This is a genomic window from Streptomyces sp. NPDC001781, from assembly GCF_053596035.1.
In genome coordinates this window covers 93,099-118,164 of the sequence record NZ_JBSFFI010000010.1, presented here as the reverse complement: position 1 = coordinate 118,164, position 25,066 = coordinate 93,099, and the positions used below count along the sequence as shown (strand labels likewise).

General features: G+C 71.6%; 34 protein-coding genes. 32 read left to right on the top strand and 2 right to left on the bottom strand.

What is annotated here, in order from left to right; translation table 11 throughout:
- Nucleotides 1–18 precede the first annotated feature (18 nt).
- Entirely contained in the window at nt 19–192 is a 174-nt protein-coding gene (locus ACWCV3_RS12450; protein ID WP_451222249.1) for a hypothetical protein, read from the top strand.
- 57 nt (nt 193–249) lie between these two features.
- Here ACWCV3_RS12450 and ACWCV3_RS12445 read toward each other — a convergent pair whose 3' ends face one another.
- Nucleotides 250–459 carry a hypothetical protein gene (locus tag ACWCV3_RS12445; RefSeq protein WP_451222247.1) on the bottom strand — a complete coding sequence of 70 codons (210 nt, stop codon included), beginning with the start codon at nt 457–459 and terminating at the stop codon, nt 250–252.
- A gap of 41 nt (nt 460–500) precedes the next feature.
- Nucleotides 501–758 carry a hypothetical protein gene (locus ACWCV3_RS12440; RefSeq protein WP_405554302.1) on the bottom strand — a complete coding sequence of 86 codons (258 nt, stop codon included), beginning with the start codon at nt 756–758 and terminating at the stop codon, nt 501–503.
- Between the two features lie 193 nt (nt 759–951).
- Between ACWCV3_RS12440 and ACWCV3_RS12435 the strand changes: the two genes are divergently transcribed.
- The 31 genes from ACWCV3_RS12435 to ACWCV3_RS12285 all read left to right on the top strand — a co-directional run bounded on the left by ACWCV3_RS12435 (nt 952) and on the right by ACWCV3_RS12285 (nt 25,065).
- Entirely contained in the window at nt 952–1,131 is a 180-nt protein-coding gene (locus ACWCV3_RS12435; protein ID WP_451222245.1) for a hypothetical protein, read from the top strand.
- The gene (locus ACWCV3_RS12430) at nt 1,131–1,895 is read left to right on the top strand and encodes a hypothetical protein (RefSeq protein ID WP_451222244.1); all 765 of its coding nucleotides are present in this window, start codon (nt 1,131–1,133) and stop codon (nt 1,893–1,895) included. The genes ACWCV3_RS12435 and ACWCV3_RS12430 overlap by 1 nt, the downstream gene beginning before the upstream one ends.
- 9 nt (nt 1,896–1,904) lie before the next feature.
- On the top strand, nt 1,905–2,051 hold the full coding sequence (locus ACWCV3_RS12425; protein WP_451222243.1) for a hypothetical protein: 147 nt from the start codon (nt 1,905–1,907) through the stop codon (nt 2,049–2,051).
- 13 nt (nt 2,052–2,064) lie between these two features.
- Nucleotides 2,065–2,571 (top strand): hypothetical protein, encoded by a 507-nt coding sequence (locus ACWCV3_RS12420; protein WP_451222241.1) that lies wholly within the window; start codon nt 2,065–2,067, stop codon nt 2,569–2,571.
- Nucleotides 2,571–2,945, top strand: a complete 375-nt coding sequence (locus tag ACWCV3_RS12415) for a hypothetical protein (protein ID WP_451222239.1) — start codon at nt 2,571–2,573, stop codon at nt 2,943–2,945. Before ACWCV3_RS12420 ends, ACWCV3_RS12415 begins: the two co-directional genes overlap by 1 nt.
- A gap of 75 nt (nt 2,946–3,020) precedes the next feature.
- On the top strand, nt 3,021–3,158 hold the full coding sequence (locus ACWCV3_RS12410; protein ID WP_451222237.1) for a hypothetical protein: 138 nt from the start codon (nt 3,021–3,023) through the stop codon (nt 3,156–3,158).
- A 167-nt stretch (nt 3,159–3,325) separates the two neighbouring features.
- Nucleotides 3,326–3,970, top strand: a complete 645-nt coding sequence (locus tag ACWCV3_RS12405; protein ID WP_451222235.1) for a DUF4352 domain-containing protein — start codon at nt 3,326–3,328, stop codon at nt 3,968–3,970.
- A 157-nt stretch (nt 3,971–4,127) separates the two neighbouring features.
- A complete protein-coding gene (locus tag ACWCV3_RS12400; protein ID WP_451222233.1) occupies nt 4,128–4,514 on the top strand; it encodes a hypothetical protein in 387 nt (128 codons plus the stop codon).
- Complete coding sequence (locus ACWCV3_RS12395; RefSeq protein WP_451222232.1) at nt 4,511–5,860, top strand: terminase large subunit domain-containing protein; 1,350 nt, start codon at nt 4,511–4,513, stop codon at nt 5,858–5,860. Before ACWCV3_RS12400 ends, ACWCV3_RS12395 begins: the two co-directional genes overlap by 4 nt.
- A gap of 9 nt (nt 5,861–5,869) precedes the next feature.
- Nucleotides 5,870–8,194, top strand: a complete 2,325-nt coding sequence (locus ACWCV3_RS12390; protein WP_451222230.1) for a phage portal protein — start codon at nt 5,870–5,872, stop codon at nt 8,192–8,194.
- A gap of 2 nt (nt 8,195–8,196) precedes the next feature.
- A complete protein-coding gene (locus ACWCV3_RS12385; protein ID WP_451222228.1) occupies nt 8,197–8,544 on the top strand; it encodes a hypothetical protein in 348 nt (115 codons plus the stop codon).
- Nucleotides 8,544–9,182, top strand: a complete 639-nt coding sequence (locus tag ACWCV3_RS12380; RefSeq protein ID WP_451222226.1) for an HK97 family phage prohead protease — start codon at nt 8,544–8,546, stop codon at nt 9,180–9,182. Before ACWCV3_RS12385 ends, ACWCV3_RS12380 begins: the two co-directional genes overlap by 1 nt.
- Before the next feature lie 339 nt (nt 9,183–9,521).
- Entirely contained in the window at nt 9,522–10,835 is a 1,314-nt protein-coding gene (locus ACWCV3_RS12375) for a phage major capsid protein (RefSeq protein ID WP_451222225.1), read from the top strand.
- A 74-nt stretch (nt 10,836–10,909) separates the two neighbouring features.
- Nucleotides 10,910–11,203 carry a hypothetical protein gene (locus ACWCV3_RS12370; RefSeq protein ID WP_451222223.1) on the top strand — a complete coding sequence of 98 codons (294 nt, stop codon included), beginning with the start codon at nt 10,910–10,912 and terminating at the stop codon, nt 11,201–11,203.
- Between the two features lie 3 nt (nt 11,204–11,206).
- The gene (locus tag ACWCV3_RS12365; RefSeq protein ID WP_451222221.1) at nt 11,207–11,890 is read left to right on the top strand and encodes a hypothetical protein; all 684 of its coding nucleotides are present in this window, start codon (nt 11,207–11,209) and stop codon (nt 11,888–11,890) included.
- The gene (locus ACWCV3_RS12360; protein ID WP_451222219.1) at nt 11,890–12,357 is read left to right on the top strand and encodes an HK97 gp10 family phage protein; all 468 of its coding nucleotides are present in this window, start codon (nt 11,890–11,892) and stop codon (nt 12,355–12,357) included. Before ACWCV3_RS12365 ends, ACWCV3_RS12360 begins: the two co-directional genes overlap by 1 nt.
- A complete protein-coding gene (locus ACWCV3_RS12355) occupies nt 12,357–12,800 on the top strand; it encodes a hypothetical protein (RefSeq protein ID WP_451222217.1) in 444 nt (147 codons plus the stop codon). The genes ACWCV3_RS12360 and ACWCV3_RS12355 overlap by 1 nt, the downstream gene beginning before the upstream one ends.
- Nucleotides 12,797–13,117, top strand: a complete 321-nt coding sequence (locus ACWCV3_RS12350; protein WP_451222215.1) for a hypothetical protein — start codon at nt 12,797–12,799, stop codon at nt 13,115–13,117. The genes ACWCV3_RS12355 and ACWCV3_RS12350 overlap by 4 nt, the downstream gene beginning before the upstream one ends.
- A gap of 29 nt (nt 13,118–13,146) precedes the next feature.
- A complete protein-coding gene (locus tag ACWCV3_RS12345) occupies nt 13,147–13,713 on the top strand; it encodes a phage tail protein (RefSeq protein ID WP_451222213.1) in 567 nt (188 codons plus the stop codon).
- Nucleotides 13,714–13,811: 98 nt separating this feature from the next.
- On the top strand, nt 13,812–14,327 hold the full coding sequence (locus ACWCV3_RS12340; RefSeq protein ID WP_451222211.1) for a hypothetical protein: 516 nt from the start codon (nt 13,812–13,814) through the stop codon (nt 14,325–14,327).
- The gene (locus ACWCV3_RS12335) at nt 14,300–14,446 is read left to right on the top strand and encodes a hypothetical protein (RefSeq protein ID WP_451222389.1); all 147 of its coding nucleotides are present in this window, start codon (nt 14,300–14,302) and stop codon (nt 14,444–14,446) included. Before ACWCV3_RS12340 ends, ACWCV3_RS12335 begins: the two co-directional genes overlap by 28 nt.
- Nucleotides 14,447–14,461: 15 nt before the next feature.
- Complete coding sequence (locus ACWCV3_RS12330) at nt 14,462–18,247, top strand: phage tail protein (RefSeq protein ID WP_451222209.1); 3,786 nt, start codon at nt 14,462–14,464, stop codon at nt 18,245–18,247.
- 3 nt (nt 18,248–18,250) lie between these two features.
- Complete coding sequence (locus tag ACWCV3_RS12325) at nt 18,251–19,105, top strand: phage distal tail protein (protein ID WP_451222207.1); 855 nt, start codon at nt 18,251–18,253, stop codon at nt 19,103–19,105.
- A 15-nt stretch (nt 19,106–19,120) separates the two neighbouring features.
- Nucleotides 19,121–20,254, top strand: a complete 1,134-nt coding sequence (locus tag ACWCV3_RS12320) for a hypothetical protein (protein WP_451222205.1) — start codon at nt 19,121–19,123, stop codon at nt 20,252–20,254.
- Nucleotides 20,255–20,259: 5 nt separating this feature from the next.
- Complete coding sequence (locus tag ACWCV3_RS12315; RefSeq protein WP_451222203.1) at nt 20,260–21,456, top strand: hypothetical protein; 1,197 nt, start codon at nt 20,260–20,262, stop codon at nt 21,454–21,456.
- Nucleotide 21,457: 1 nt separating this feature from the next.
- Nucleotides 21,458–21,937: a hypothetical protein gene (locus tag ACWCV3_RS12310; RefSeq protein WP_451222201.1), complete on the top strand. Its 480-nt coding sequence runs from the start codon at nt 21,458–21,460 to the stop codon at nt 21,935–21,937.
- A 12-nt stretch (nt 21,938–21,949) separates the two neighbouring features.
- Nucleotides 21,950–22,681 carry a peptidoglycan recognition protein family protein gene (locus ACWCV3_RS12305; protein ID WP_451222199.1) on the top strand — a complete coding sequence of 244 codons (732 nt, stop codon included), beginning with the start codon at nt 21,950–21,952 and terminating at the stop codon, nt 22,679–22,681.
- 1 nt (nt 22,682) lies between these two features.
- Nucleotides 22,683–22,949, top strand: a complete 267-nt coding sequence (locus ACWCV3_RS12300; protein ID WP_451222197.1) for a hypothetical protein — start codon at nt 22,683–22,685, stop codon at nt 22,947–22,949.
- Entirely contained in the window at nt 22,949–23,389 is a 441-nt protein-coding gene (locus tag ACWCV3_RS12295; RefSeq protein ID WP_451222195.1) for a hypothetical protein, read from the top strand. Before ACWCV3_RS12300 ends, ACWCV3_RS12295 begins: the two co-directional genes overlap by 1 nt.
- Entirely contained in the window at nt 23,382–23,687 is a 306-nt protein-coding gene (locus ACWCV3_RS12290; protein ID WP_451222193.1) for a hypothetical protein, read from the top strand. Before ACWCV3_RS12295 ends, ACWCV3_RS12290 begins: the two co-directional genes overlap by 8 nt.
- A 133-nt stretch (nt 23,688–23,820) precedes the next feature.
- The gene (locus ACWCV3_RS12285) at nt 23,821–25,065 is read left to right on the top strand and encodes a helix-turn-helix domain-containing protein (protein WP_451222191.1); all 1,245 of its coding nucleotides are present in this window, start codon (nt 23,821–23,823) and stop codon (nt 25,063–25,065) included.
- The last annotated feature ends 1 nt before the right edge of the window (nt 25,066 follow it).

Sequence of the window (25,066 nt, the reverse complement as noted above, 5' to 3'; positions counted from 1 at the left end):
CACAGACCAAGGAGCGCTATGGCAGACGAGCAGCCGGTCACGGCCGCAGAGATGGCCCAGGCGATTGCCGCAGCCATCATGGATCGAGCTGAGAAGCTGACCAAGTACCCGGACAGCAGGGAAGCCGCCGCCGGACTGAAGGATCTGGCCGAGGCGTACGCCTGGCTGAAGTCCGCGAGCCAGCCGCACTAACGACGCAGGTCAGACGCCCCGTTACCCCGTCCGACGACGGCAGGTGACGGGGCGTCGTCACGCCCACTGGTCCGGGCCCACCCCGCGCCAGTCGATCAACGGCGAGCCCGGCAGCTCCTCGGGCTCCAGCTCCAGCCCAGCCCGCCGCAGGAACTCCGCCACGTCCGCGAGCCCGTACGCCAGCCCGAGAATCTCCCCGTCCACGCGCACCCGACGGCCGCCCGACGGGGACGGCGGAGCAACGACGACGCGCAGGGGATCGGGCACCTGACCAGCGTCACCCCGCCGACGACGGGGCGCAGCCGGGACTACGCCGACCGGCCCTTACCCGCCGCGATCTGGCCGGCCGTCTCCCCGGTCACGCCCATCCGCTCACCGATCACCCGGTAGGTGTGGCCGCCCGCCTTCGCCGTACGCACCGCCTGCTGCCGCACATCAGCCACCAGCCGGTGCAGCTCGGGCCACTCGCGCAGCACCTCGGCGCAGGCCGCCGCCCTGTCCAGCGCATCCGGGATCGCCTCCAGCGCGCGCAGCGCCTCACGCACCCGCTCAACCTCACCAGCCACCACGCCACCTCCCGGCCCGGAGCGTAGGCCCGCACGATCACCCGTCCAGGGGGTACCCACTGGCGCCCAAGGGGTACCCCTTGGTACCGTCCTGACGGGCCCGACGACGACCGACGACGCCCCACAACTGAACGAGCCCCGGCGGTGGTTGCACACCGGCCGAGGCTCTGACCACCGGAGAGGTGAAGTCTCCATGGCTGACCGCAGCGTACCTGCAACCACGCCCGTCCACGAGGACGCGAACGCGACCACCGCGCAGCTCCAGCAGCGCGCCGCCGCCGACCTCGCCGCCGCCCGCACCGCCGCCGAGGCGAAACAGGAGCACGGCGGCCCCGGCAACCGGCAGGGCATCCTCCTCGGCGGTGCCCGCTGATGGCCGCCCCCTGGTACGCCCGCGTCGCCACCACCGCCGGCCGCCCCGCCGTCCTCGGCGCCACGCTCATCATGTCGATGCCCGGCGAGTACCACGTCGCCAAGTTCGCAGGCTGGACCGACCCCTGGGCGTACGGCATGCCGTTCTCCCTGTCCGCCTACGCCGGTATCGCCGCCGTCGTGGCCGCCACCCGACCGAAGGGCGCACGCGGCCGGTTCTCCGCCACCGTGGGCGCAGCGTTCGCCATCGTCCTCGCGCTCGCCGCGCAGGTCGTCGCGCACCTGGTCACCACCGGGCACATGGACCATGACCAGGCGTGGCTCATCGCGGTCACGTCGATGGTGCCCCCGGCCGTGCTCGCGCACCTGCTGCACCTCGCGGCCACGCCCACGCCTGCCACCGAGAGCGTGCCTGCGCCCGCCCCGGCCCCGGCCGTGACCGTGGAGCGCACCGAGGAGCCGCCCGCGCCGGTCACCGCGGCCGTACCGCCGAAGCCCGAGCAGGCACCCGCGCTCCCGCCCGTCGAAGATCACGTTGCGGACACCCGCAAAGCGATCACCTACCGGGACCCACGCTGCGCCGCGATCCGCCCCCTGTACGACGACGGCACCCGGCCCGGCACCGCCGCCATGCGCGACGCCCTGATCGCCGCCGGATACGGGCGGGTCGGTGACAGCACGATCCGCGGCGACATCCGCGCCGAGATCGAAAAGCACGAGCCGCACCTGAAGCAGCTCCCGCCGGCCATCGGCCGCACCGCGTAGCGGGCCGCCGTGCTCCTCGCCGTGTTCTTCGTGCTCGCGGCCCTCGCCGCCCTGATCGGCCTCGCCCTGGTCGACCTCCGCACCGTCCCGCCCATCACCGGGACGACCGCGATCATCCTGACCCTCGCGGCGCTCGGCGTCGCCGTCCTCCGCTGAAGGACCCCAGCTCATGACGTACGTAACCTACGGCGGTGTCACCGTCGGCATCTGCCTCCTCCTGCACCAGCTCGTCACCTGGTGGCCAGGCACCAAGGCCCTCCGCAAAGACCCCGTCCGCCACGCGGCCTCCCTCGCCCCGTTCCTCCTCGCGTGGGCGTACGGCGTCCTCGCCATCCTCACCGTCGGCGGCCTCGTCGGCTGGGGCGCCCGCACCACCCTGTGGATCTCCAACTGGCTGGGAGACGTGTCCCTGGTCTGGGGCGTCGGCGGGGACACCGGGCACAAGGCCAGCGCCAGCCACTACCTGCCGCTCACCCAGGCCGGCGGCGCGCTCGTGCTGATCCTCACCGTGGTGCTGATCGCCATGGCGAAGAAGTCCCGGTACGGCGACGAGATCAAGCGCGGCGCCTGGTGCGGGGTGTGCCTCGGCACCAGCGCGGGCGTGGCCGGGTTCGCCGCGGTGCCGCTGGCGATGGCTGCGAACGCGATCGGCGACCACGTCTACGGGGTCATGTGATGGCGAAGCGGGAGCCCGAGCTCGAGCCCGAGGCGCCGCCGTCGCGGTTGGCCGGCGGCTGCGTCCTGGCCCTCCTCGCCGCCGTGGCCCTGGCCGCGCTGTTCGCGGTGGACGAGGCGGTGGGGGTCCTCGTCGTGGTGGTGGCCGGGACGTTCGCGCTGTGGCGCTCGGCCCGCCGGGTGTCCGATTCGTCCGCCCCTCCCCCACCGGAAGCGGGGCGCCCCTCCTGCCGTGAATGCGCTGGTCATGAGCTTGTGAGCGCGACCCCTTCCCGAAGCGAGAAGGGGATGTGGATCTACGCCACGGCCACGCCGGACCGGCCCAACCACACCCACATCCACGTCGGGCCCCCGTCCGACGAGACACCCGCATAGCCCCGGGGCGGGCGCCCGCCTGCCAGCTAGTCGCCCGCCCCGACCCCACCCCAACCACGAGACGGAGACGCCATCATGGCACTCGGCTGGAAGAAGAACCCGAGCCCTGACGACCCACGCCTGAAGGGCCGCGAGACGGAGTACCAGGCATCGCGCGGCGGCTGGTTCCCGCCGAAGGACAAGCCGGTCCCCGGGGCGAAGAAGGGGAAGTGACCGCGGGCCGTCACACCCCGCTGCCACACTGATCCTGGGCCCCGCCGTGAAGTTCCCCCGACGGCGGGGCCCAGCCGCGTCCAAAGAATCTTGGTTCGCCGTGCAACCACACACGTCCTTCACGAGTCATACACCCGCAGCACACCTCACAGCCCTCGGGGGGACACATGAACCAGCAGCCGCAGCAGCCCGGTTGGAACGGCCCGCAGCAGCCCGGCCAGCAGCCGCAGGGATGGGCCGGACCCGGCGCCCCGCAGCAGTGGGGGCCCCCGCCGCAGCCCCCGAAGAAGACCGGCGCCGGGAAGATCATCGGCCTCGGATGCCTCGGCATCGTCGGCCTGTTCGTCGTCATCGGCATCGCCGCAGCCGTGGCCGGCGGAGGCGACAGCGACGAGGGCAGCAAGAAGCCCGCCGCCACGGCGAGCAGCAAGCCGAAGGGCGACGCGGGCAAGAAGGGTGACGACGCGAAGGCGGACAAGCCCACCGGTCCGATGCAGGTGACCGCCAAGACGGTGGCCTTCAAGAAGAGCATCCTGGCCAGCGGCGACAACTACACCAGCGTCTCGGTCACCATCGCCGCCACCGGCAAGGACGAGGTGGACGTGAACCCGCTGTACTGCTCGATCATCGACAGCACCGGCAGCAAGCACAGCGCCGAGCTGGCCATGGACGAGGACCAGCTCGACGCCACGAAGCTGGCCCCGGGCGAGAAGACCACGGGCTCGATCACCGGCAAGGGCAAGTTCACCCCGAAGTACGTGTCGTGCACGGACGGGCTGATCGGCGACGCGGTGCGCGCCGACGTGTCCTGACCTCACACCCTCCCGGAGCCCCGTCGACCAGCGTCGTCGGGGCTTCGTCGTGCCCGGCGGATTGCAGCCCCCAAGATCCTGGCCCGCCCGAAATCCGTACCGTCCTGCCCAGGGAGGTGCGGTGGCGCGGCGACAGCCCCAACACGATCTCGGCCTCGTGCGGCAGCACGAGGTCGTACGCCTGCGTACCCAAGAGCGGATGCAGTTCCGGCAGATCGCCGAGCACCTGCACTGCGACGTGAAGAACGTCTACGAAGCGTGGAAGCGCGGCGTGGCCGACCTCGCCAAGCAGGCCGCCGACGCCCACGGCCAGTACCTCGGCGAGCAGCTCGCCAACCTGGACATCGCCATCAACTCCCTGATGCCGAAAGTCATCAAGGGCGACGTGCGCGCCGTCGAAGGACTCGTCCGCCTCTTCGACCACCAGGCGAAGCTCCTCGGCCTGTACGCCCCGGTGAAGGTCTCCGCCACCGTCACCGACGAACTGACCGCGCGCATCATGAACCTGGCCGACCAGTTCGAAGACCTCGGAGCCCCGTCATGACGCGGGCCGACGCCCTGCGCGAGAAGCTCCGCGACCTCCCGCCCGAGGCCCTGGAGGCGCTGGAGCGTGAGCTGGCCGCGCGCCTGTGGCAGCGACGTTGGGACCGGTGGACGCCGTACCCGTGGCAGGTCCCCCCGGACCACATCGAGACCCTCGGCTGGTGGCTCCAGCTCGGCGGGCGCGGCACCGGCAAGACCGACGGCTGCGCCCGCTACATGGTCGCCCACGTCAACGGGCCCCCGTGCGACGACCGGCTGCCCGGCGGGCACCGCATGGCCATCATCGCCCCGACGCAGGGAGACGCGGCTGAGGCGTGCGTCAACGGGCCGTCCGGGCTGAAGGCGCACGACCCGCGGGTGACGCTGCGGCAGACCACTGGCGGGACGTTCGCGCGCTGGCCGTCCGGCGCCGAGGCGAAACTCTTCGGCTGCCACACCCCCGACGACGTGGAACGCCTGCGCGCGGGTGGTAACCGGTGCCTCGTGTGGATGGAGGAGGTGGCCGCGCAGCGCCGCCTCGGCGAGGCCATCACGCACAGCGAGATGGGCCTGCGCATCGGCCCGAACCCCCACTACATCGCGTCCACCACGCCCAAGCCTCGGACCGAGTTGATCGCCCTCACGAAGCGCGCCGACGTGGTCATGACGCGCGGCCGGACCCGCGACGCCGTGCACCTCCCGCAGGAGCAGCGGGACAAGCTGATCGCCAAGTACAAGGGCACGCGCACCGAGGCGCAGGAGCTGGACGGCATCCTCCTGGAGGACATCGAGGGCGCGCTCTGGTCCCGTGCCGGACTGGACGCTGCCCGCGTCGGTGCCGCCCCCACGCTGGCCAGCGTCGTCGTCGCCATGGACCCGGCCGCCACGTCCACCGACGACGCCGACGAGATGGGCATCATCGTGGCCGGCCGCGGCGCCGCGTACATCCCGGACCGCAACGGCTTCCCGCGCCAGCACGGGTACGTGCTCGATGACCTGTCCGGCCGCATGCCGCCCATCGAGGCCGCACGCAAGGCGATCCGCGCGTACCACGAGCACCGGGCCGACGCGATCGTGGCCGAGGTCAACAACGGCGGCGAGTGGATCGGCACCGTGGTCCGGCAGGTCGACCCCACCGTGAACTACCGGACCGTCACCGCCTCGCGCGGCAAGGCAACCCGCGCCGAACCGGTGGCCGCGCTCACCGACCAGCACAGCGCGCACATCGTCGGCAGCCTCCCGGACCTGGAGGAGCAGCTCGTCACGTGGGTCCCCGGCGACGACTCACCCGACCGGCTCGACGCCTACGTGTGGGCCCTCACCGATCTCATGCTCGCCCCCGCGGGCAACACAGCCGCGGTCGCCTAGGAGGACGACTTGAGTAGCTACAGGAACCGGGCGTTGCGGCGCGCGGCCGAGGCGCGGGCCGCCGGGCTCGAAGCGCTGCGGGACCGGACGCCCGTCACCGTGGCCAGCATCGGCGGGCAGCAGTCCCTCACCATGGCGCTGGACGCCGAGGCCCGCGGCTACGCGAACTCGGCGGTGGCCTACCGGTGCGTGGACGCCATCGCCTCCAACGCGGCCTCCGTGCCCCTGGTGGTGCGCCGCCCGGACGGCGAGGCCATCGACGGGCACCCGGTCGCCCGCCTGTTCAACAAGCGACCCAACCCGCTGATGTCCGCCCGTGCCTTCAAGTCCCTGCTGCTTCAGCAGCTCGAACTCGCGGGCCAGTCCTTCGTCTGGCTGGACCGGGGCGAGACCGGCCTCGGCGACGTGAGCGAGATGCACCTCGTCTTCGATCAGGTCGACGTGATCGTGGACCGGCCGCTCGCGCAGCGCCCCACCACGGCGAACGTGCTGGGCTTCATCATCCGGCGCGCGGACGGCACGCAGGTCCCGGCGCTGCCCGAGGAGATGCTGTGGCTGCGCTACCCGCACCCGTGGGACCCGCTCGGCTGCCTTCCGCCCTGGCGCGCGGCCCGGCACGCCGTCGACATGGACGCGTACGCCCGCGAGTGGCAGCGCTCCTCCTACGCCAACGGCGCCCGGCCGACGGGCGTCGTCTACCTCGGCGACATGGGGGAGACGGAGTTCAACGCCGTCAAGGCCGCGTGGCGCTCCTCGATGCAGGGCCCGGCCAACGCCGGGAAGAACCTGCTGGTCCGGTCGGAGCCGCGCGCGGGCGGCAGCAGCGGCATCGGCTACGAGCGGCTCACCTTCACGCCCGAGGAGATGGAGTACCTCGAATCTCGGATGGCGAACGCGGCCGAGGTGATGCTCGCCTTCGGTGTCCCGCACGACTACCTCGCCGGGGGGACGACGTACGAGAACCGCAGCGCCGCCCGCGGCACCCTGTGGTCCGACACGATCGGCCCGAAGCTGGAGGTCATCGGCTCCGAGATCGACCTGCGCATGCTGCCGTCCGACGCCGAGGAGGCCGAGTTTGACCTGTCGGGGGTGGCCGCGCTCCAGGAGGCGCAGGACTCGGTGGCCAACCGGGTACGGGCCTCGGTGTACTCCGACACGCTGATGATGGACGAGGCGCGTGCCGAGCTGGGCTACGACCCGCTGCCGGGCGGGATCGGGCAGAACACGCTCACCCCGTACCGCGCCCTGTTCGCCCCCGTGCAGGGGCAGGCCGGCGCGGATGCCGCCCGGTCGTGGGACGCCGACTTCTCCCGCCTCCCGGCGACGACGCCCGACATGGGGGCCGTCGTGGAGCGGGCCGTGGAGTCCGTGCTCGCCCGACTGCTCGGCGGCACGTCACCGCAGCTCGACGCCCGTCCGACGCCCCGTCGCCCCGAGCTGAACCGCGCCGACGACGACGCCCCGTCGTCCCCGTCGCTGACCGAGATCGGCGCCGCGTACGACGAACTGGAGGGCGCAGGCCGGCGCGCGGTGCAGGCCCTCGCCCGCGAGCAGTCGGCCCGCGTCCTGCGGGACTTCGACCGGCTGATGAAGAAGCCCGAGCGCTCGGCGGCCTGGCTGACCGAGGTGCGCACCGAGGCGTGCGCGCTGGCCCGCGAGCAGCAGCTCGTGCTCGCCCCGCCGGACCCGGAGCAGGTGCCGGCCGCGCGGCTGACCGACATGGACGTGGCGTCCGGGCCCGAGGGCTGGGAGGAGCGCATCAAGGTGCGCGACCTCTTCGACCCCCGGTACTGGGCCCGCCGTACGGGCGAGGTGCTGCGGCCGTTCGTGGAGCGGGCGTGGAAGCGGGGCGGGACCAGCATCAGCGGCTCGTTCGACCTGGACGAGCCGGACGTGGCCCGCGCTCTCGCGGACCGGATCGAGGAGCTGGCCGGGCAGGTGACGGCGACGACGGAGCAGGTGCTCCGCTCGCAGCTCCTCGCGCATGGTGTGGCGGAGGGGGAGTCAGTGCCCGAGCTGCGCGCCCGCATCCAGACCGTCTTCACGAACCTCGGCGACTACCGCGCCACGATGATCGCCCGCACGGAGACCGTGGGCGGGTACAACGCCGCCTCGTTCCTCGCCGCGCTGGACGCCGGGGCGACGCGGAAGACGTGGCTGGCCACCAACGACCAGCGCACCCGCGAGACGCACCGGCAGGAGAACGGCAACGTGGCCGCGATGAACAAGCGGTTCACGCTCACCAAGAGCCGGTGGCCGGCCGATCCGACCGCGCCGGCCGCGCAGTCCATCCAGTGCCGGTGTGCACTCACCTTCCAGTTCGAGGAGTCCTGACCGTGGCCACACTCCTGCGCGGCGAGGCCCGCGCCATCCTCCAGCCCGCCGGGCTCGCCCAGTACGAGGGCGCCTACTGCCCGCCGGGCGTGCCCTTCGCCGAGGTGCGCCGGGGCCCGTTCGACGGCAAGCAGGACATCGCGGTCCGGCCGGACGCCGACGGCGAGCTGCCCCGCCACATGACCTTCGGCGGCGGCCAGGTCGTCTACGAGTACGACGGCCGCGACGGGCAGGGCAGGGCCGTCTACCGGTACGCGCCCCGACTCTCCCCGTCCCACCACGACGTGATGCGCGGCGTGGCCGAGGTCTACGCCGAGCACGCCCTGAACACGGCCAAGGGAGGCCAGTGATGGAGATCGAGTTCCGCAGCCTGGAGGACATCGAGCTGCGCGTAGGTGAGGGCGAGGACGGCACCTTCGAGGGCCGCGCCTGCCAGTACGGCGTAGTCGACAGCTACGGCACCACGTTCCACCAGCGCGCCTTCCGCAAGGGCCTGAAGGGCACGTACGCCCTGCTGTTCATGCACTCGCCCCACCAGCCCGTCGGCACCTTCACCGCCGACGAGCGAGACGACGGGCTCTACATCAGCGGCCGGTACGACGACACGGCAGCCGGACGGGACGCCCGCACCATGGCCCGGTCCGGGTCGGCCGGCGAACTGTCGGTGGGCTTCGTGCGCACCGACCTGCCCGACTGGTCCAAGCTGGCCGAGATGAGCGACGAGGACCGCGAGGCGGTGCTCGCCAACATCAAGGGCGCCCGGCTGGTGGAGGTCTCGCAGATCACCGCGCGCATGGCCGCCGTGCCCGGCTCGAAGCTCAAGACCGTCCGGTCAGCGCTCGGCGACCTGTACGCCGAGGTCGACGCGCCGACGATCACCGACCGCATCCGCGAGGAGCAGGAACGGCAGGCGGCCGAGACGGACCGGCAGATGCAGGACCGGGCCCGCCGCGCCGCGCTGCTGAAGCTGACCACGGTGGGCACCTGATGCCCGGCCGGTTCCGGTCCAAGGCGCAGTGGCGGTGGGCCTTCGCCACCCGGCAGCCGTTCGCGCGGCGCTGGGCTCACCGCACACGCTCGTTCCGCTCGCTGCCCCGACGGGCGCGCGGCGGCCGACGACGCAGGTAGACGCCCGTCGCCGAGCGGATTGCAGCCCCCACCCACACGCACACCCGCAGTCGATCTACTCTCCCCCCATCCGGGCCGCACTGACCGGACGTAAAAGCCCAGTGCCCGCCGGGCGCGATCCACCGGCCGTGACAGACGGACCGCAGACACCCATCACGTATGGGCGGCTGCGCGCCGTCCACGGACCGAAAGGACCACCATGGGCAACTTCGCCAAGGTGCGCCCCATCGGTCGCCGCCGCGACGGCCGACCGATCTACCCCATCAAGGGCGGCGCCCCCACCCTGACCGAGCAGCGCGACGCCATCGTGGCGCAGCTCCAGGACGAGAACTTCGACGGCGACGTGGACGAGCTGCTCCAGCGCGCCGACCAGATCGCCGCGCAGATCGAGCAGGCGCAGCAGCGCGAGGCCCGCCTCCGCACCCTGCGCGCCGCCGCGCTCCCTGCCGGCGACCCGCAGCCGCAGCCCGGCACCCGCAACGAGCCGGGCCACCAGCCCGACGACCAGGGCCGCGAGCACCCGGTCACCGTCGCGGAGGCGTTCGTCCGCTCCGAGGCCCTCGCCACGTTCCGTGCGCGCGGCCTGCGCGGCGAGTCCGGCGCCGTCCAGTTCGAGCAGCGCGACGCGCCCACCGGGACCGTCACCACCGGCAACGGCGTGCCGACCCGGCCCGAGCGGCAGCCCGGCCAGATCCCACAGAACCCGGACTTCCCGCTCCTCATCGCCAACCTGCTGGACCGGCAGACCTCCACCGGGCAGACGCTGGAGTACGTTCGCGACACCTCCGGGCCGGTCGCCGGATCGGGCACCTGGAACAAGGCGGCCGTCGTCCCCGAAGGGACGATGAAGCCCCAGAGCGGCCCGTTCTCGTGGGACACCATCACGACCACGCTGAAGACCGTCGCGCACTGGGTGCCCATCACCCGGCAGGCCGCGGACGACGACGGCCAGATGATGGGTTACATCAACGGCCGGCTGACGTACGGGCTGGAGTACCAGCTTGACCGGCAGATCCTCACCGGCAACGGCACCACGCAGATGCAGGGCATCCTCACCACGCCCGGCATCGGCGCCTACCAGCCCGGCGTCGGCAACACGGACCCGAAGCTGATCACGCTGCGGAAGGCCAAGACGCAGGGCGAACTCGCGCTGTACCCGCCGGACGCCGTGGTGATGAACCCGCTCGACTGGCAGGACATCGAGCTGGACACCGACGCCAACGGCCAGTTCCGCGTCATCACCTCGGTGACGGACTCCGGGGCGCCGCTGCGGATCTGGGGCCTCACTGTCGTCACCTCCGTCGCCATGGCGGCCGGCACCGCGCTCCTCGGCGGCTACCGCATGGGCGCCACTCTGTGGGAGCGGCAGGGGATCACCATCCTCATGACCGACTCGCACGCGGACTTCTTCCTGGCGAACACGCTGGTGATCCTCGCCGAGCGCCGGGCCAACGTCGCTGTCCACACGCCGCGGGCCTTCGTGAAGGTCACGTTCGCCGCCGCCACTTCCTGATGCCGGGCGCGGCCACGTCTTGCCGGTGGCCGCGCCCCACCCGCCACATCCATCCAGCCTGTGAGGAGCCACTCATGGCCGCACGCAAGCCCGACGAGACCCCCGAGACCCTCGCCCCCGAGCAGCCGCCCGTAGCCGCCGTCCGCACGCAGGAGTACAGCGCGGGCACCGGCTGGGAGGTCGGCCAGACCGCCCCGTCCGACGCCTACCGCGCGCTGGACGCCGCGGGCACCGGCTCGCCGACCGGCCCGGTCGTGCACACCCACCCCGGCGGCTACGCCCGGCAGATCGTCGCCAAGGGCGCGCAGATCACCGAGGGCGTGCGCCGCGAGCTGGACGACGCCGAGCGCGACACCGAGCAGGGCTGACCTGTGGCGTACTGCTCGATCGAGGCCGCGAGGAACGCGGGGGCCACCGGCACTGATGCCGAGGTCGCCGCGTGGATCACGGCTGCCCAAGAGGGGATCGAGCGGTACACGCAGCAGCTCTTTGAGCCCACCGACCGGGTGGTGGTGGCGGACGTAGGCGCGGATGGACTGGTCATCCTTCCGCGCCGCGTCCGGTCGGTCACCTCGGTCGCACCGGTACTGGACGACGACGGGGCGTCGCTGCCGTCGTCGTCGTGGCGTCTCACCTCGTCTGACGTGCTCGGACAGGTCGACGCCCTGCACCTGGCGTGGGGCGGCTACGACGATCTCGTGGCCGGCGCCGAGTCCTACGCAGGCGGCTGGCTCGGACTGTGGGAGCAGTGGGGCGCCGAACAGGTCCGGGTGACCGGTGAGTTCGGGTACGCCGCGCCGCCGCTCCTCGTGGGCGAGGCGTGCGCCCTGCTGGCCGCACACCTCCAGGCCAAGGCGCAGCCGTCCGACGCGGACGCCGCGCAGGACTCCAGCCTCCAGGTGGACGACGAGGGCAACAACGTGGCCATCGAGGACACCGACGACGACCCGTCGGAGACGCCCGTCGCCCCGTCGGCGTCGACCGGATCGACGCAGGTAGACGCCCTCCTCGCCCCGTACATGAACCGTGGACCGTCCCTGATCGGGGGCATCTGATGCGCGTACGCCGCAGCGTCCGCATGGGCATGCGCACCGAGGCCCGGACCACCATCAACACCCGCCAGTACGAGCGGGGCCTGCGCCGCGTCATCGGCCGCATGTCGGACGACGTGGCCCGCGCCGTGGAAGCGACCCGCATCGACGTGCAGAACGAGGCGCGCCGCCGGGCCCCGGTCGACACCGGGCGGCTGCGCTCCAGCATCGTCTCCCGCGCCGAGGGCAGCGGCCGGTCCCTCGGCTACGTCATCGGCTCGAACGTCAACTACGCGGCGGCCGTGGAGTATGGCACCGCACCGCACGTCATCAAGCCCACGAAGAAGAAGGCGTTGTACTGGCCGGGCGCCGCGCACCCGGTCGCGCAGGTCAACCATCCCGGCACCCGCGCGCAGCCGTTCCTCCGCCCGGCGATCGAGCTGACGCCGATCTTCTGGCGGGCGCACGCCTCGCAGATCGGGAGGCGCTGATGGCCGCCACGACCGCGGGCGCGATCAAGGCCCGTATCGAGTCGCTCGGGCTCAGCGTGCCCGTCTTCCGGGACGGGCCCCGCGAGGGGCAGGCTCCGCCGTTCGTCGTCGTGCAGGAAGGCATGCCCGCGAGCATCGACCTGCGTGCGGCCGGTGACGCCGGGGCCGACCCGCAGGTCACGGAGATCGTGAAGGTCGACCTCGTAGAACAGGCCCGCGTCCAGACCGGTGCCCGCACCACACGGGTCACCGAGCGGTACGGCCTGAACGAAACGCTCGCCACTGCCCTGCACGGCTGCACCCTCCCCGATCACCCGGCCAAGGTCACCTCCGTACGCGTGCAGGACATCGACCGTATCCCCATCGAGGACAACCGCGTCCGGCACTCCATCACCGTCGCCATCCGCCGCGCCCTGCTCACCCAAGAGGTGGTCCCGTCATGACGCCCATCTACTCCTCGCTCGACCGCGGCGAGGTCATCAGCTACCTCGGCCGCTGCTGGCCCCCGCGTGCCGGCGAGCCGTGCCTCAGCCTTCCGGCCGAGGCCGGGATCACCGACGGCGCGGCCACGGTCTACCCGGTCGAAGGACGCCCCGGCATGGCGTGGTGGGTGGTCGACGGCACGGTCTACCAGCAGGACGCCGGCACGCCCGATGAGGCACTGGCCGAGCTGCTGCCGGGCTCCGTCCTCGGCACTGTCCCTGCCCCGGCCACCCCGGACGCCCCGCCTGTCGACTCCAGCAGCACCACCTCGGACTGAGCCGGACCCCGGCACCAGGAAGGAACGTCATGCCTATCCAGCGCTTCAGCCGCGTCTACTCCATCCAGGACGCGAAGATCGCCCCGCTCACTGCCGACCCGGCGACCGGCACCCCGACGTATGGGGCGCTCATCGACGTGCCCGGCATCAAGTCGTTCGAGATCTCTGGTGACGTGGAGGTCAAGAAGCTCCGCGGCGACAACACCCAGTTGGCGACCAACGCCGCGATCTCCAACATCCAGGTCTCGGTCAGTCACGCGAAGGTCTCTCTGGACGTGCTGGCCGCCATCGTCGGCGGCACCGTCACCGACTCGGGCACCACCCCGGCGCAGAAGACCTCGTGGGACCTGATGGCGGACAACGCGACGCTGCCCCCCTTCAAACTCGAAGGGGTCACCCCGCCCAACGGCGTGGACATCATCGGCGGCGACATGCACGTGGTCCTGCACAAGCTGACCTGCTCCGCCTTCCCGGACCTCGGCTTCGCCGAAGAGGACTTCCGCATCGCCAGCTTCACAGCGGATGCGGACCCGCTGCTGTCCAACAAGAAGTGGATCAGCGTCGTCCTCAACGAGACCGCCGCCGCGATCGCATAAGCCGCCGGGCCGGGCGCGTCCTCGCTCCACGCTCCCGGCCCGGTCCCCGCTCCCCACCCGCAGGCCGAAACCCGGCACTCACCAAGGGACTTACGACCATGACCGCAGGACTGGACCTCCTCGGCGACGGCGGCAGCATCCCGCTGTCCGACGGCACCGAGATCCCCCTCCGCTACAGCTTCCGCGCGATCGCCCTGCTGGAGGCGCGGTACGGCACGATCGCCGCCGTGCAGAACGCGATCGACACGACCGGCCAGGGGGCGACCTTCGGTCCGCTCATCCAGGTTGTGGGCGCAGGGGCACTCGGTCCCGGCGGGTTCGAGCCGCACTACCGCGAGCACCAGGACGCCAAGGGCGAGCGCCGGATCTCCGGAGACATCACCTTCCGGCGACGCACCGACGGCGCCGACCTCGCCGACCTGCTCATGCCGTCCTCGATCAACCGGTACGTCTCCGTCTTCAACTCCGCCCTGACCAAAGCACTGGAAGGCATGGGAAACGACGAGGCGCCCGAGGCCGAGGGGGCGCCGACCGAGACGATTTCCCCTGGTCTCAGCTCTACTACCTCGCCGTCGGTGCCCTCCACATTCAGCCCGGCGCCTTCTGGGACATGACGTTCGGCCAGCTCATGACGCTGGCCGACGAGCACCAGGCCGCCCACCAGACGGGCGGCGACCGATCCCAGCCCACCCAGTCAGGCCCCGGCCTGCTGGAGATGGCCCGCATGCAGTAGCCGAGGAGGTGCGCAGTGCCCGACGACATCAACTTGCCGAACCTGGTCAGCCACCTCTCCGTCGATCTGGAGGGCCTGTCCGGCACGGTCGCTGACGCGCAGCGGCAGGGCTCCAGCATCGGCGCCGCCCTCGGCGCGGGCGTGCAGCGGGAGTTGCGGGACCTCGTCTCGCACCTGCCCGAGATCGAGATCGACGGCAACAGCACCGACCTGGACCGGGACCTCGCCCGGGTCCGCCGCGAGATGGACGAGCTGGCCAACCAGCGCATCGGCGTGGACATCTCCATCGAGGACGCGCTGCGCCGGATCAACGAGTTGCAGCCGCATCTCGACCGGCTGTCGGATCAGCACCCGAACATCAACGTGCAGGCCGCGACGCGCGGCGCCTCCCGGCAGCTCGATGAACTCCTCGCCGCTGCCCGCCGCGTGGACGACACGGACGTGGAAGTCGATGTCCACGTCAACGAGGACCACATCAGCCGGGCACACGGCCTGCTCGGCAAGCTGACCTCGGGGCTCGGCTCGCTCGCCGGGATCGGCGCGGGCATCGGCAAGGCGGCGGTCGGCATCGGCTCCATCGCGCCCGCTCTGGGCAGCGCCGTCAGCATGCTGACGCAGGTGGCCCCGGCCGGCGCGGTCGCAGTGACCGGACTGGCCGCCGTCCAGCTCGCCTCGGGCACGGTGAAGCTCGCGGCCGTCGGCATGGGTGACGCGCTGTCGGCGGCGCTCGATCCGTCCAAGGCCGCCGACTACAGCGAGGCGCTGAAGAAGCTGTCGCCCGAAGCGAGGAAGTTCGCGGGCGCGATCCACGACGCGGCGCCCCAGCTCCGGGCGCTCCAACAGTCCGTGCAGGACCAGGTCTTCAAGGGGCTCGGCGACCAGCTCGAACGCACCGGCAAGGACGTGCTGCCGGTACTGAAGTTCAACCTCCTTGAGTCCGGGGCCGCGCTCAACACGATGGCGTCTGGCGTCCTCACTGCCGCGCGAGGGCTGGCCAAGGACGGCACGCTGGGGCAGGCGCTCGGGTCAGCAAGCCAGGGGCTGAACAATTTGGCCGGCGTGCCCGGCGTCGTGGTGAAGAGCCTCGGCCAGATCGCCGCCGCGGCTGGCCCCAGCTTCGAGCGGCTGACGGAGGGCGCGGGCGACGCGGCGACACGCATCGGCGAAAAGCTGTCCAAGGCGTTCGAGTCGGGCGCCATGCAGAAGGCCATCGAGCACGCGATTGACCTGATCAAGCAGCTTGCCGAGGTTGGTGGCAACGTCGTCACCATCATCGGCAACGTCTTCAACGCGATGCCGCCCGGCGGGGGCGGCATGGTGTCCGTCCTCCAGGACGTGTCAGCGGCGCTGGCCAGCATCACCGCAAGCCCTGAGGTGCAGTCCGGGCTCCGCTCGATCTTCGAGACGATGGCCGTCATCGGTAAGACCGTGGCCCCGCTCCTCGCGCAGGCGCTGAGTGCTGTGGCCCCGGTGTTCACTGCGCTCGGCCCACCCGTGCAGACGCTGGTCACCGCGTTGGGCGAGGGGCTGTCCCCGATCATTACCGCCCTCGGGCCGGTGCTCGCCTCGGCTGCCACGGCGGTTGGCGCGCTGGTCACCGCCGCCGCCCCGCTGCTGCCGGTGGTCGGCCAGCTCGCCGCCTCCCTGCTGCCCGCACTGACGCCGCTGCTCGATGCGGCGCGCGTCGTCTTCGAGGCGATGGCGCCCGTCGTCGCGCAGGTGGCAACGATCCTGCAAGACACCCTCGCGCCGATCATTGCGCAACTGCCTGCGCTGATCGCGCCGCTGGCCGACATGCTCGCGCAGAACCTGGCGACGCAGTTCCAGCTCATCGGCCAACTCCTGACGCAGGTGGGGCCGTCGCTGGTGCAGCTCGGTGTCGCCTGCGGGCAGCTCCTCGTGGCGCTCACTCCGGTCATCACCGCCATGGCGCAGTTCGCCACCGAGATGCTGACGCACGCCGGGCCTGCTCTCGGCCCGCTGATCTCCCTCGTGGCCAGCCTCGCGTCCATCATGATCGGCGGCCTGGCGCAGGCCATCACGGGCGTGGCGGTGCCCGCGCTTAGGGCCCTGTCGGCGCTGCTGTCGGGCAACGTGAACGGGGCGGTGTCTGCCGCGAAGGCGGCATTCTCCGGGCTCGTGGCGAGCGCGGTGGGCCAGTTCACGGCACTGCCGAACCGGGCGATTGCGGCTCTGTCCCCGCTGGCGGGCAGGTTGGCGGCGTCCGCGTCGTCGGCCGGGCAGTCCCTGGTCAGCTCGGTTCGGGCCAAGGTCGACTCGGCAGTGGCCACGGTGCGTGGCCTGCCCGGCCTCGCATCCGGTGCGCTCGGAGGGCTCGGCGGCGTACTGCGCGGGGCAGGCGCCTCACTGATCTCCGGGTTCATCTCCGGTATCCAGTCGCAGATCGGGTCCGTGCGGTCCACCCTCCAGGGCCTGACCAGCAAGCTCACGGACTGGAAGGGCCCGAAGAAGCGAGACGCCACCATCCTCACGCCCGCTGGCCGGCTGCTCATCCAGGGCCTGATCAAGGGCATCACCGCGACGACGCCGAGCCTGCGCGCCACGCTCCAGAAGACGACGAAGGATCTTGCGACGTGGGCGGCGGACGGCCTGATGAAGGCCATCGCCGGCACCACGAAGCAGATGCAGGCCGCGCTCGCCAAGCTGGCCGCTCTGGCGCAGAAGGCGTACGGCACGAACATGGCCGCGGTCATCGCCAAGGATCAGGCGAAGCTCGAATCGCTGGCGAGACGCCGCGAGGCCCTGGTCAAGCGGCTGAACAGGACCAGCGGCGGCAAGGCGAAGTCGGCCCTGCGCTCGGAGATCGCGGACCTGGACCGGCAGCGGGACGCGATCAAGAAGGAGATGGCCAACGCCCGGCAGGTGCAGAAGGCCGGCGCGGCCGTGCAGGCGGCGATTGCCAGGGGCACGCTCAAGCTGAACGCGCTGGCGAAGAAGCGGGATGCCGTGGTCAAGAAGCTGACCGGCGCGCAGAAGATGCTCGACAGCCTGACGAAGTCGCGCAGCAAGGTCGCGGGCGACATCACGTCGGGCATCCTCCAGGAAGCCAACATCACGACCGGCCACGCCGACGTGAACTCCGTGTCCGCGATCACCGTCGAGCTCCAGCAGGCGCTGAAGAAGACGAAGGAATTCCAGGACAACATCGCCAAGCTCCGCGCGGCGGGGCTGCGCGGTGACCTGCTCCAGCAGATCGCGGACGCGGGCGTGGAGGGCGGCGCCGCCACGGCTGCCGCGCTGGCCCGCGCGACCCCGGCCGAGCTGACGCAGATCAACGATCTGCAAGGCCAGCTCGCCACGTCGGCGAAGAAGACCGGCGACCTCGTGGGTGACGCCCTGTACGGCGCGGGCATCCGGGCGGCGCAGGGCCTCGTGGCCGGGCTGAAGTCGCAGGAGAAGTCGATCGAGAAGTCCATGGCGAAGATCGCCGGGAACATGTTGAAGACCACCAAGAAGGTGCATAAGACGCACTCGCCGTCGCGGGCCTTCGCCGAGATCGGCGCCATGGACATGGAGGGCCTGCGCGGCGGTGTGCTGGGCAGCGCGCACCGGGCGATCGGCGCCGTCTCCGACGTGGCCGGCCGCGCGCTCCGGGCCGCGTCCGGGGTGGGCGGCGCGCTCACCGCAGCCGTACCAACCGGCGGACAGCTCGCCGCCGTCTACGCGGGCGCGGGCGCCGCTGGGGGCGGGGACAACCACTTCCACATGTACGGCGGGGACGCCACGCCGGGCGGCATCCTGCGCGCCCTGTCGTGGCAGGGCCTCGTGGGGAGGCGATGACCGATGGCGCAGCAGGCACTCGGCAGCGTGCAGTGGGGGGACCTCACGTTCGGCCCCGGCACGCCGTACGCGGTGACCGCGCTGGAGGGTCTGGACGACCTGCCAGAGATCCGGGCCGAGGACGTGGACCGGCCCGGCCAGCACGGCGACTACACCGGCCCCGACTGGACCGGTGCCCGCGTCATCACCATGCGGCTCGGCCTCCACACCGACAGCCCGGACCAGCTTCGGGACTTGAGCCTCGCCCTGCGCGCGGCCACTCAGCCGCAGGCGCAGCCCGCGCCGCTCCAGTTCCTCCAGCAGGGCACGCTCGTATGGGCCAAGATCCGCAAGCGGTCCATCCCGTACGACGCCGAGTACCTGTGGAGCATCGGCGACGCGGCGCTGGAGTTCTACTGCGCCGACCCCTACCTGTACGGGCTGGAGGAGCAGTCGGCCAGCACCACCACGTACAGCCCTTCCGCCGGCCGCACCTACCCGATGGTGCACCCGCGGTCGTACGGCACCGCCGGCCAGTCCGGGCACCTCACCGCCACCAACGACGGGGCGTCGCCCGCCTTCCCGGTGCTGCGCATCGACGGGCCCGTGGCCTCGCCCGCGATCGAGCAGGTCACGACCGGCGGCATCCTCACCCTGGACGCCACCCTCCAGGCGGGTGAGTACCTCACCATCGACACCCGCTCCCGGGCCGTGCTGCTCATGGGCACGAGCCCGCGCCGGTCGTGGGTGCGCGCCGGATCGGCGTGGCCGGTGCTGTGTCCGGGCGTCAACGAACTCGCCTACCGGGGGAACGCCTTGCCGGGCGCCCCTGGCCAATCGTCCCTGCTGACCGTCACCTGGCGTGACACCAGCCTGTAGGAAGGAGGCCACCCCGTGGCTGTGATCAACCCCCCGGCCTGGATGCAGGCTGGCAGCTACCCGGCACGTAACGACCGGCTGGCCCTGAGCGGTCTGCTCAGCTACCCCGGCTTCGCGGCGGACGAAGCGACGCCGCTGCGCATCCGGCAGGGCGTCAAGCCCAGCTACCAGAACTACCAGATGAAGGTCAGGCCCGCGGCCACCCCGAACATGACCGTGATCGTCAGCGGCGGGTTCGTGTTCATCGACCAGCACGACACGGGCGGCGTCGGCACCTACATCTGCGCCAACGACGGCGACGTAACCCTGACCATCGCGCCCGCGGGCGGGGCCGGGCAGTACCGCAAGGACACCGTGATCGCGTCCGCCTACGACGCCGAGTATGCGGGCGCCCTCTCCGAGTGGCGGCTGGAGGTCATCCAGGGCCCGTACGCCGCGACGGCCGGCGCCACGGTCCGGGGCACCCTCCCGCCGAATGCGCAGGTGCTGGCGGACATCAGCCTCGGCCCGTCGCAGACCAGCGTCTCGGCGGCCAACATCACCGACCTGCGGAACTACGCGGTGGCTGCGGGCGGCGTGGTGCCGGTGTCCTCGGCGGGGGCGCCGTCCCGGCTTCACCCGGGGCAGATGCTGTACCTGACGGACACGGACCGTCTGCTGTACGGCAAGAGCGACGGCTCGCAGGGCGAGGTGCAAAAGGCACCGGGGGTGTGGACCTCGTACACCCCTGCGTGGACGACGGCGAACGGGCAGCACACCCCGTCATACGGCAACGCGACGATCGACTGCCGGTACACCCGCATCGGCCGAACGATTCTCTTCTACATGAACATCACGTTCGGCTCGAGCACCAACTTCGGGGCGGGCGCGACCGGCTCCGACAACTGGACATTCGCCCTCCCCACCACGGCGGCCGTGGCGGGCGCCCCGATCGGCAAGGTCTCCCTGGAGCCGGGCAACGGCTCCCGCGCCTCCAACGCCCTGGCCCAGGTCAACAGCCCGGCCGACACGTTCAGCATCTACCTGGACAGCCCCCGCATCGACAGCAGCACGACGGCCGGTACCGGCATCGCCGACTCCGTCACCCCGTTCACGTGGGGGTCGGGCATGCGGTTCACCGTCAATGGCCAGTACGAGGCCGCCTCGTGACGGACATGACGATGCTCCGCGCCGAGCTCGCCGCCGCCGACCGGGAGCAGCCGCAGCACACGTACACCTACCTGTTCTGCGACCTGCGCACGGACGAGCTGCTCGCCGAACTGCCCATGTCCGCCGTCTCGTACAGCTTCGAGCTGAACGGGATCGGCACCCTCACCGGCACCATCCCCTACAACTCCGAGACCCTGCCGCTCGATCCGGAGACCGCGAGCAAGCCCGCGCGCACCGCCGTCTACGTCGACCGGGACGGGGTGCTCATGTGGGGCGGCATCGTCTGGACCCGGCAGGACACGACCGGCGGCAAGCAGATCCAGGCCGCCGAGTTCCTCAGCTACTACCAGCACCGCTACGTGAAGAAGACGCTGTCCACCGACACATCCCTGTTGATCGACCCCTCGTACGTGCAGGACGGCGGGCAGCGAATCTACGCCGACCAGAAGTTCATCGTCTGGTCTCTGCTGCGCTACGCGGGCGACCAGCCCGGCGGGAGCATCGGCATCAACATCAACCCGCTGACCGCGCCGGGCGACGGCATCGCCCGCACGGCCACCTACTTCGGCTACGAGCGGCCCGAAATCTACAAGTCGATCGCCGAACTCGCGGCCGCGGACGACGGTTTCGACTTCGGCGTAGAGGTGGGCTGGACGACCTCCGCGAACAACGAGCCACCCGCCAGGTACCGCCGGGTCCGCACATGGTTCCCACGCCGCGGCCGGACGGTCAGCGAGTCCGGCCTCGTGTTCTCCAAGGGCGGCGGGTTCGGGTCGATCCTGTCGTACGACTGGCCCGAGGACGGCACGTCGCTGGTGACGGAGATGTCCGGCCTCGGCGGCGGCAGCGGTGAGGCGAAGGTGATCCGGACCGCGACCGCGCAGGACATGCTCGATGCGGGCTGGCCGCTGCTGGAGGGCGTGGCCACTTACGAGGGCGTAGTGGATGCCGCGCAGGTGCAGGGCCTGGCCAACGCCGACCTGGAGGCCGCGAGCGGCTCGCAGGTGCAGCCCACCTTCGAGGTGTCCGCCGACGCGGACCCCGCCTTCGGCAGCTACAGCGTGGGGGACGAGGCGCTGTTCGTCATCGACCCCGAACCCCAGTCCCCGAACGGCCGTCAAGGCACGCTGCGCATCGCCTCCATCGAGAACACCAGCGTCAACGGTCCCGAGCGCATCCGCCTGACCTGCGTGGGGGTGTGACGTGCCGAAGGTGCAGAAGACCCCGGACTTCCTCCAGCAGCTCGCCGAGCTGAGGGAGCAGGTGGCCGATCTCCGAAGGTCCGGCCGGGAACGCGACGAACTGCCATTCTTCCCAACCTCCCTGCGCGGCCTCGTCTACGAGGACGGCACCAGCTTCACCACCGTGTGGGAGACGATCCTCAGCCCGCGCACCGCGACCCTCGCGCTCGGCCTGGTCGCCATCGGCGATGTGGTCGGCACCACCAACACGGGCGGCGCCTGGCAGGTGCTGCTGGAAGGCGCGGTGGTGGCGTCCGGCACCATCCCGGCCACGTTCGCCTTCCAGATCATCACGACCACGGTCGACCTCACCCCGTACCTGACTGCCTCGCAGGCCAAAGTCCAAGTCCAGGTGCGCCGCACCTCGGGCGCCACGACCGGCGGCAAGTACGGCGGCGGCGGCGCCATCGGCTGCTCGCCCCGCTACGCCCGACTCCTCTGAAAGGACCACCTCATGGCCACACCGATGACCGCAGACCGGCTGCTCGCCGTACTCAAGGCCGAGGGCCTGCGCGTCGTGGAGTACAAGGACTGGCGCCACCACGACCGCGCCGGCCACGGCGGCTGGGGCCCCATCAACGGCGTGATCATGCATCACACCGTCACCAAGGGCACCGCGTCCACCGTCGCCCAGTGCTACAACGGCTACCCCGATCTGCCCGGACCGCTGTGCCACGGCGTCATCGCCAAGGACGGCACGGTCTACCTCGTCTCGGCAGGACGCGCGAACCATGCGGGCAAGGGCGACGACGACGTGCTGACGGCCGTGGTCGCCGAGAAGGCGACGCCCTCGCCGAACGAGAACAACGCAGACGGCAACGTGCACTTCTACGGCTTCGAGTGCGAGAACCTCGGCGACGGCAAGGACCCCTGGCCCTCCGTCCAGCGGGACGCCATGGTCCGCGCGGGCGCCGCGATCTGCCGGGAGTACGGCTGGAGCGCCCCGTCTGTGATCGGCCACAAGGAGTGGACGAACACGAAGGTGGACCCGCGTGTCTCGCCCGGCGGCGCCGACGTGGCCATGCCCACGATCCGCACCCTCATCGCCGAGCGGCTCAAGCACGCCGCGTCGTGGTCCCCCAGCGCGCCGACCACCCCGAAGCCCCCCACGCAGCCGCGCACCACCGAGCAGCGGCTGACCGATCTGGAGAAGCGCGTCACCGCGCTGGAGAAGAAAGGGGCCTGACATGGCCGAGATCAACCTGCCCAACGCCGACACCGTCGTGAAGACCGCGTCCACGTACGCCCGCGACCTGACCGAGCGCGTCATCTGGACCTTCCTCGGCGCGGCCGGCGCGGTCGCCCTCGCAGGCGGCCCGGCCGACATGCTGCACGTCTCCTTCTGGGAGGGCGCCGGCACCGCCGGTCTCGCTGCCGCCGTCTCCCTGGTGAAGGGGGTCGCCGCCCGCATGATCGGCGCGAGGAACAGCGCAAGCACGGCGGCAGGCGTCTGATGCGGGCGCGGCGGCGGCCCTGGCTCCGCACCACACAGGCCCGGCGCCGCGCCTACCTGCTCGCCGCGGGCCTCGGCTGGCTCCTCTACGGCGTGCAGGTCGTCCAGGACCCGCGCCCGCAGACCGTACGGTCCGCCGCCGTCCTCGCCAACGTGGCGCCCATCTCCGCCTGGGGGTGGGCGTGGATCGGTGGATCCGCCGTCGCCCTGGCCGCGGCCGCGGCCGGCCGGGACGCCTGGATGTGGGTGGGCTTCACCGGCGCCATGTACCCGCCCCTGCTGTGGGGCGTCGCCTACCTCGGCGCCTACCTGTCCGGCAGCTACCCCGGCGCCTGGTCGGGCGCGGCAACGTGGGGATTCGCCGCGCTACGCCTGCTCATCGTCGCGGGCTGGCGGGGAGAGACACCCGTGCCGGCCGAGCTGGAGGTGAGACGTGAGTAGCGGTACGGCCGGCGCCCTGGGGGTGGCGCTGCTGGCGCTGCTCGGCACCGTCTACACCGGGGTGACGAGCCGGGCCGCCGCGCGGGAGCAGACGCGGGTGCCCACGTTCGAGTCGATCACTAAGCGGCTCGACAAGGAGCGGGAGGAGATGGAGCGAGAGATCACCGACCTGAAGCGGTCCCAGCGGATACTGCTGTCCTACGTTCGGGACCTGCGCGAGGCGCTGCGCCGGACCGGTGCGGAGCCCCCGCCCCCGCCCCCGGATCTCGATCTGTCCCCGTGGGACGACCTGAACTGACCGGCCCCGCTCTCCTTCGGGAGGGCGGGGCCGTTTCGTCATGTCCGGGGAACGCTCCACCAACTGCGCCCATGAAGAAGGTCCCGCCCCATACTCTGGCAGTGCGACCTGTTCAGAGTGGAGGGGCGAGACCGTGCCATCTGATGCTACCCCCGACCCGTACGCCGACCCGCTGGTCTTCGGCCAACGGCTTCAGATTCTCCGCACCAGGCGGGGCCTGACCCGCGAGCAGCTCGGCGGACTCGCCGGCCGCTCCGGGTCCTGGGTGAAAGGGATGGAGACCGGGCGGCTGAAAACACCGAAGCTGGACGTCGTACTGAGGCTCGCCGAGATCCTCCGCGTCCGCGACCTGTCCGACCTCACCGGGGATCAGTCCGTGCAGGTCGGCCTGTTCACCGGCCCCGGCCACCCACGCCTCCCCGAGGTGAAAGCGGCCGTCGACGCGTTCCCGCTCGGAGCCCGCCGCGAGGCACCGCCAGCCGCGCACCTCCAGGCCCGGCTTGCTCGCGCCTGGTCCGCTCGACACTCGGCGCCGAACCACCGGGACGTTGTGGGCGCGCTGCTGCCCGACCTGATCCGGGACGCCCAAGCCGCGGTCCGGCAAGCGGACACCACCGCCGGGCGGCGCGCAGCGCACGCGATCCTCGCCGAGGTCTACAGCCTGAGCCAGTTCTTCGTCGCCTACCAGCCCGATGTGGCCCTGCTCTGGCGCGTCGCCGAGCGCGGTCTGATCGCTGCTCAGGAGTCCGAGGACCCGCACGCGGTCGGCGTCGCCGCGTGGCTGGCCGCACAGGCACACCGCGACTCGGCCCATTTCGACGCAGCCGACGACGTCACCCGCCAGACCCTCGAGCATCTTCGCCCGCAGCTTCCTGACGCCCGGCATGATGTGCTCGCCATCGCAGGAGCGCTCACCTTCGAGGCCGGATACACGGCCGCCCGGCGCGGCGAGACGGGCACCGCCTGGCGGTACTGGGACCAGGCCCGCGACATGGCGGCCCGGCTGCCCTCGAGCTACTACCACCCGATCACCTCGTTCTCACAGGCCATCATCGGCGCGCACGCGGTGACGATCGCCGTGGAGCTCCACCAGGGCGGCGAGTCGGTGCGACAGGCCGCCGCTGCGGACGCCGTGGTGATCCCGTCCCGCCCACGGCGGGCCCGGCACCGGATCGAGGAGGCCCGCGGCTACCAGCTCGACGGACAGCCTGATGTAGCGCTGGCCACCCTCGCACAGGCGCATGAGGCTGCACCCGAGACGATCCGGTACAACGGCTACGCCAAGAGCATCGTGCTGGAAGAGGCGGAATCTAAGAGCCCGTCCCGACGGCGCCGTGCGTCCGACCTCGCCGTGAAGCTCGGTCTCCTGGCCGCCTGAG

Bases quoted from the DNA above. Each gene is read 5' to 3' on its own strand.
- ACWCV3_RS12300 (WP_451222197.1), top strand. From the start codon at position 22,683: ATGGCCGAGATCAACCTGCCCAACGCCGACACCGTCGTGAAGACCGCG.
- ACWCV3_RS12345 (WP_451222213.1), top strand. From the start codon at position 13,147: ATGCCTATCCAGCGCTTCAGCCGCGTCTACTCCATCCAGGACGCGAAG.
- ACWCV3_RS12340 (WP_451222211.1), top strand. From the start codon at position 13,812: ATGACCGCAGGACTGGACCTCCTCGGCGACGGCGGCAGCATCCCGCTG.
- ACWCV3_RS12375 (WP_451222225.1), top strand. From the start codon at position 9,522: ATGGGCAACTTCGCCAAGGTGCGCCCCATCGGTCGCCGCCGCGACGGC.
- ACWCV3_RS12350 (WP_451222215.1), top strand. From the start codon at position 12,797: ATGACGCCCATCTACTCCTCGCTCGACCGCGGCGAGGTCATCAGCTAC.
- ACWCV3_RS12315 (WP_451222203.1), top strand. From the start codon at position 20,260: ATGACGATGCTCCGCGCCGAGCTCGCCGCCGCCGACCGGGAGCAGCCG.
- ACWCV3_RS12435 (WP_451222245.1), top strand. From the start codon at position 952: ATGGCTGACCGCAGCGTACCTGCAACCACGCCCGTCCACGAGGACGCG.
- ACWCV3_RS12415 (WP_451222239.1), top strand. From the start codon at position 2,571: ATGGCGAAGCGGGAGCCCGAGCTCGAGCCCGAGGCGCCGCCGTCGCGG.
- ACWCV3_RS12355 (WP_451222217.1), top strand. From the start codon at position 12,357: ATGGCCGCCACGACCGCGGGCGCGATCAAGGCCCGTATCGAGTCGCTC.
- ACWCV3_RS12380 (WP_451222226.1), top strand. From the start codon at position 8,544: ATGGAGATCGAGTTCCGCAGCCTGGAGGACATCGAGCTGCGCGTAGGT.
- ACWCV3_RS12450 (WP_451222249.1), top strand. From the start codon at position 19: ATGGCAGACGAGCAGCCGGTCACGGCCGCAGAGATGGCCCAGGCGATT.
- ACWCV3_RS12370 (WP_451222223.1), top strand. From the start codon at position 10,910: ATGGCCGCACGCAAGCCCGACGAGACCCCCGAGACCCTCGCCCCCGAG.
- ACWCV3_RS12295 (WP_451222195.1), top strand. From the start codon at position 22,949: ATGCGGGCGCGGCGGCGGCCCTGGCTCCGCACCACACAGGCCCGGCGC.
- ACWCV3_RS12395 (WP_451222232.1), top strand. From the start codon at position 4,511: ATGACGCGGGCCGACGCCCTGCGCGAGAAGCTCCGCGACCTCCCGCCC.
- ACWCV3_RS12325 (WP_451222207.1), top strand. From the start codon at position 18,251: ATGGCGCAGCAGGCACTCGGCAGCGTGCAGTGGGGGGACCTCACGTTC.
- ACWCV3_RS12430 (WP_451222244.1), top strand. From the start codon at position 1,131: ATGGCCGCCCCCTGGTACGCCCGCGTCGCCACCACCGCCGGCCGCCCC.
- ACWCV3_RS12305 (WP_451222199.1), top strand. From the start codon at position 21,950: ATGGCCACACCGATGACCGCAGACCGGCTGCTCGCCGTACTCAAGGCC.
- ACWCV3_RS12410 (WP_451222237.1), top strand. From the start codon at position 3,021: ATGGCACTCGGCTGGAAGAAGAACCCGAGCCCTGACGACCCACGCCTG.
- ACWCV3_RS12360 (WP_451222219.1), top strand. From the start codon at position 11,890: ATGCGCGTACGCCGCAGCGTCCGCATGGGCATGCGCACCGAGGCCCGG.
- ACWCV3_RS12420 (WP_451222241.1), top strand. From the start codon at position 2,065: ATGACGTACGTAACCTACGGCGGTGTCACCGTCGGCATCTGCCTCCTC.
- ACWCV3_RS12405 (WP_451222235.1), top strand. From the start codon at position 3,326: ATGAACCAGCAGCCGCAGCAGCCCGGTTGGAACGGCCCGCAGCAGCCC.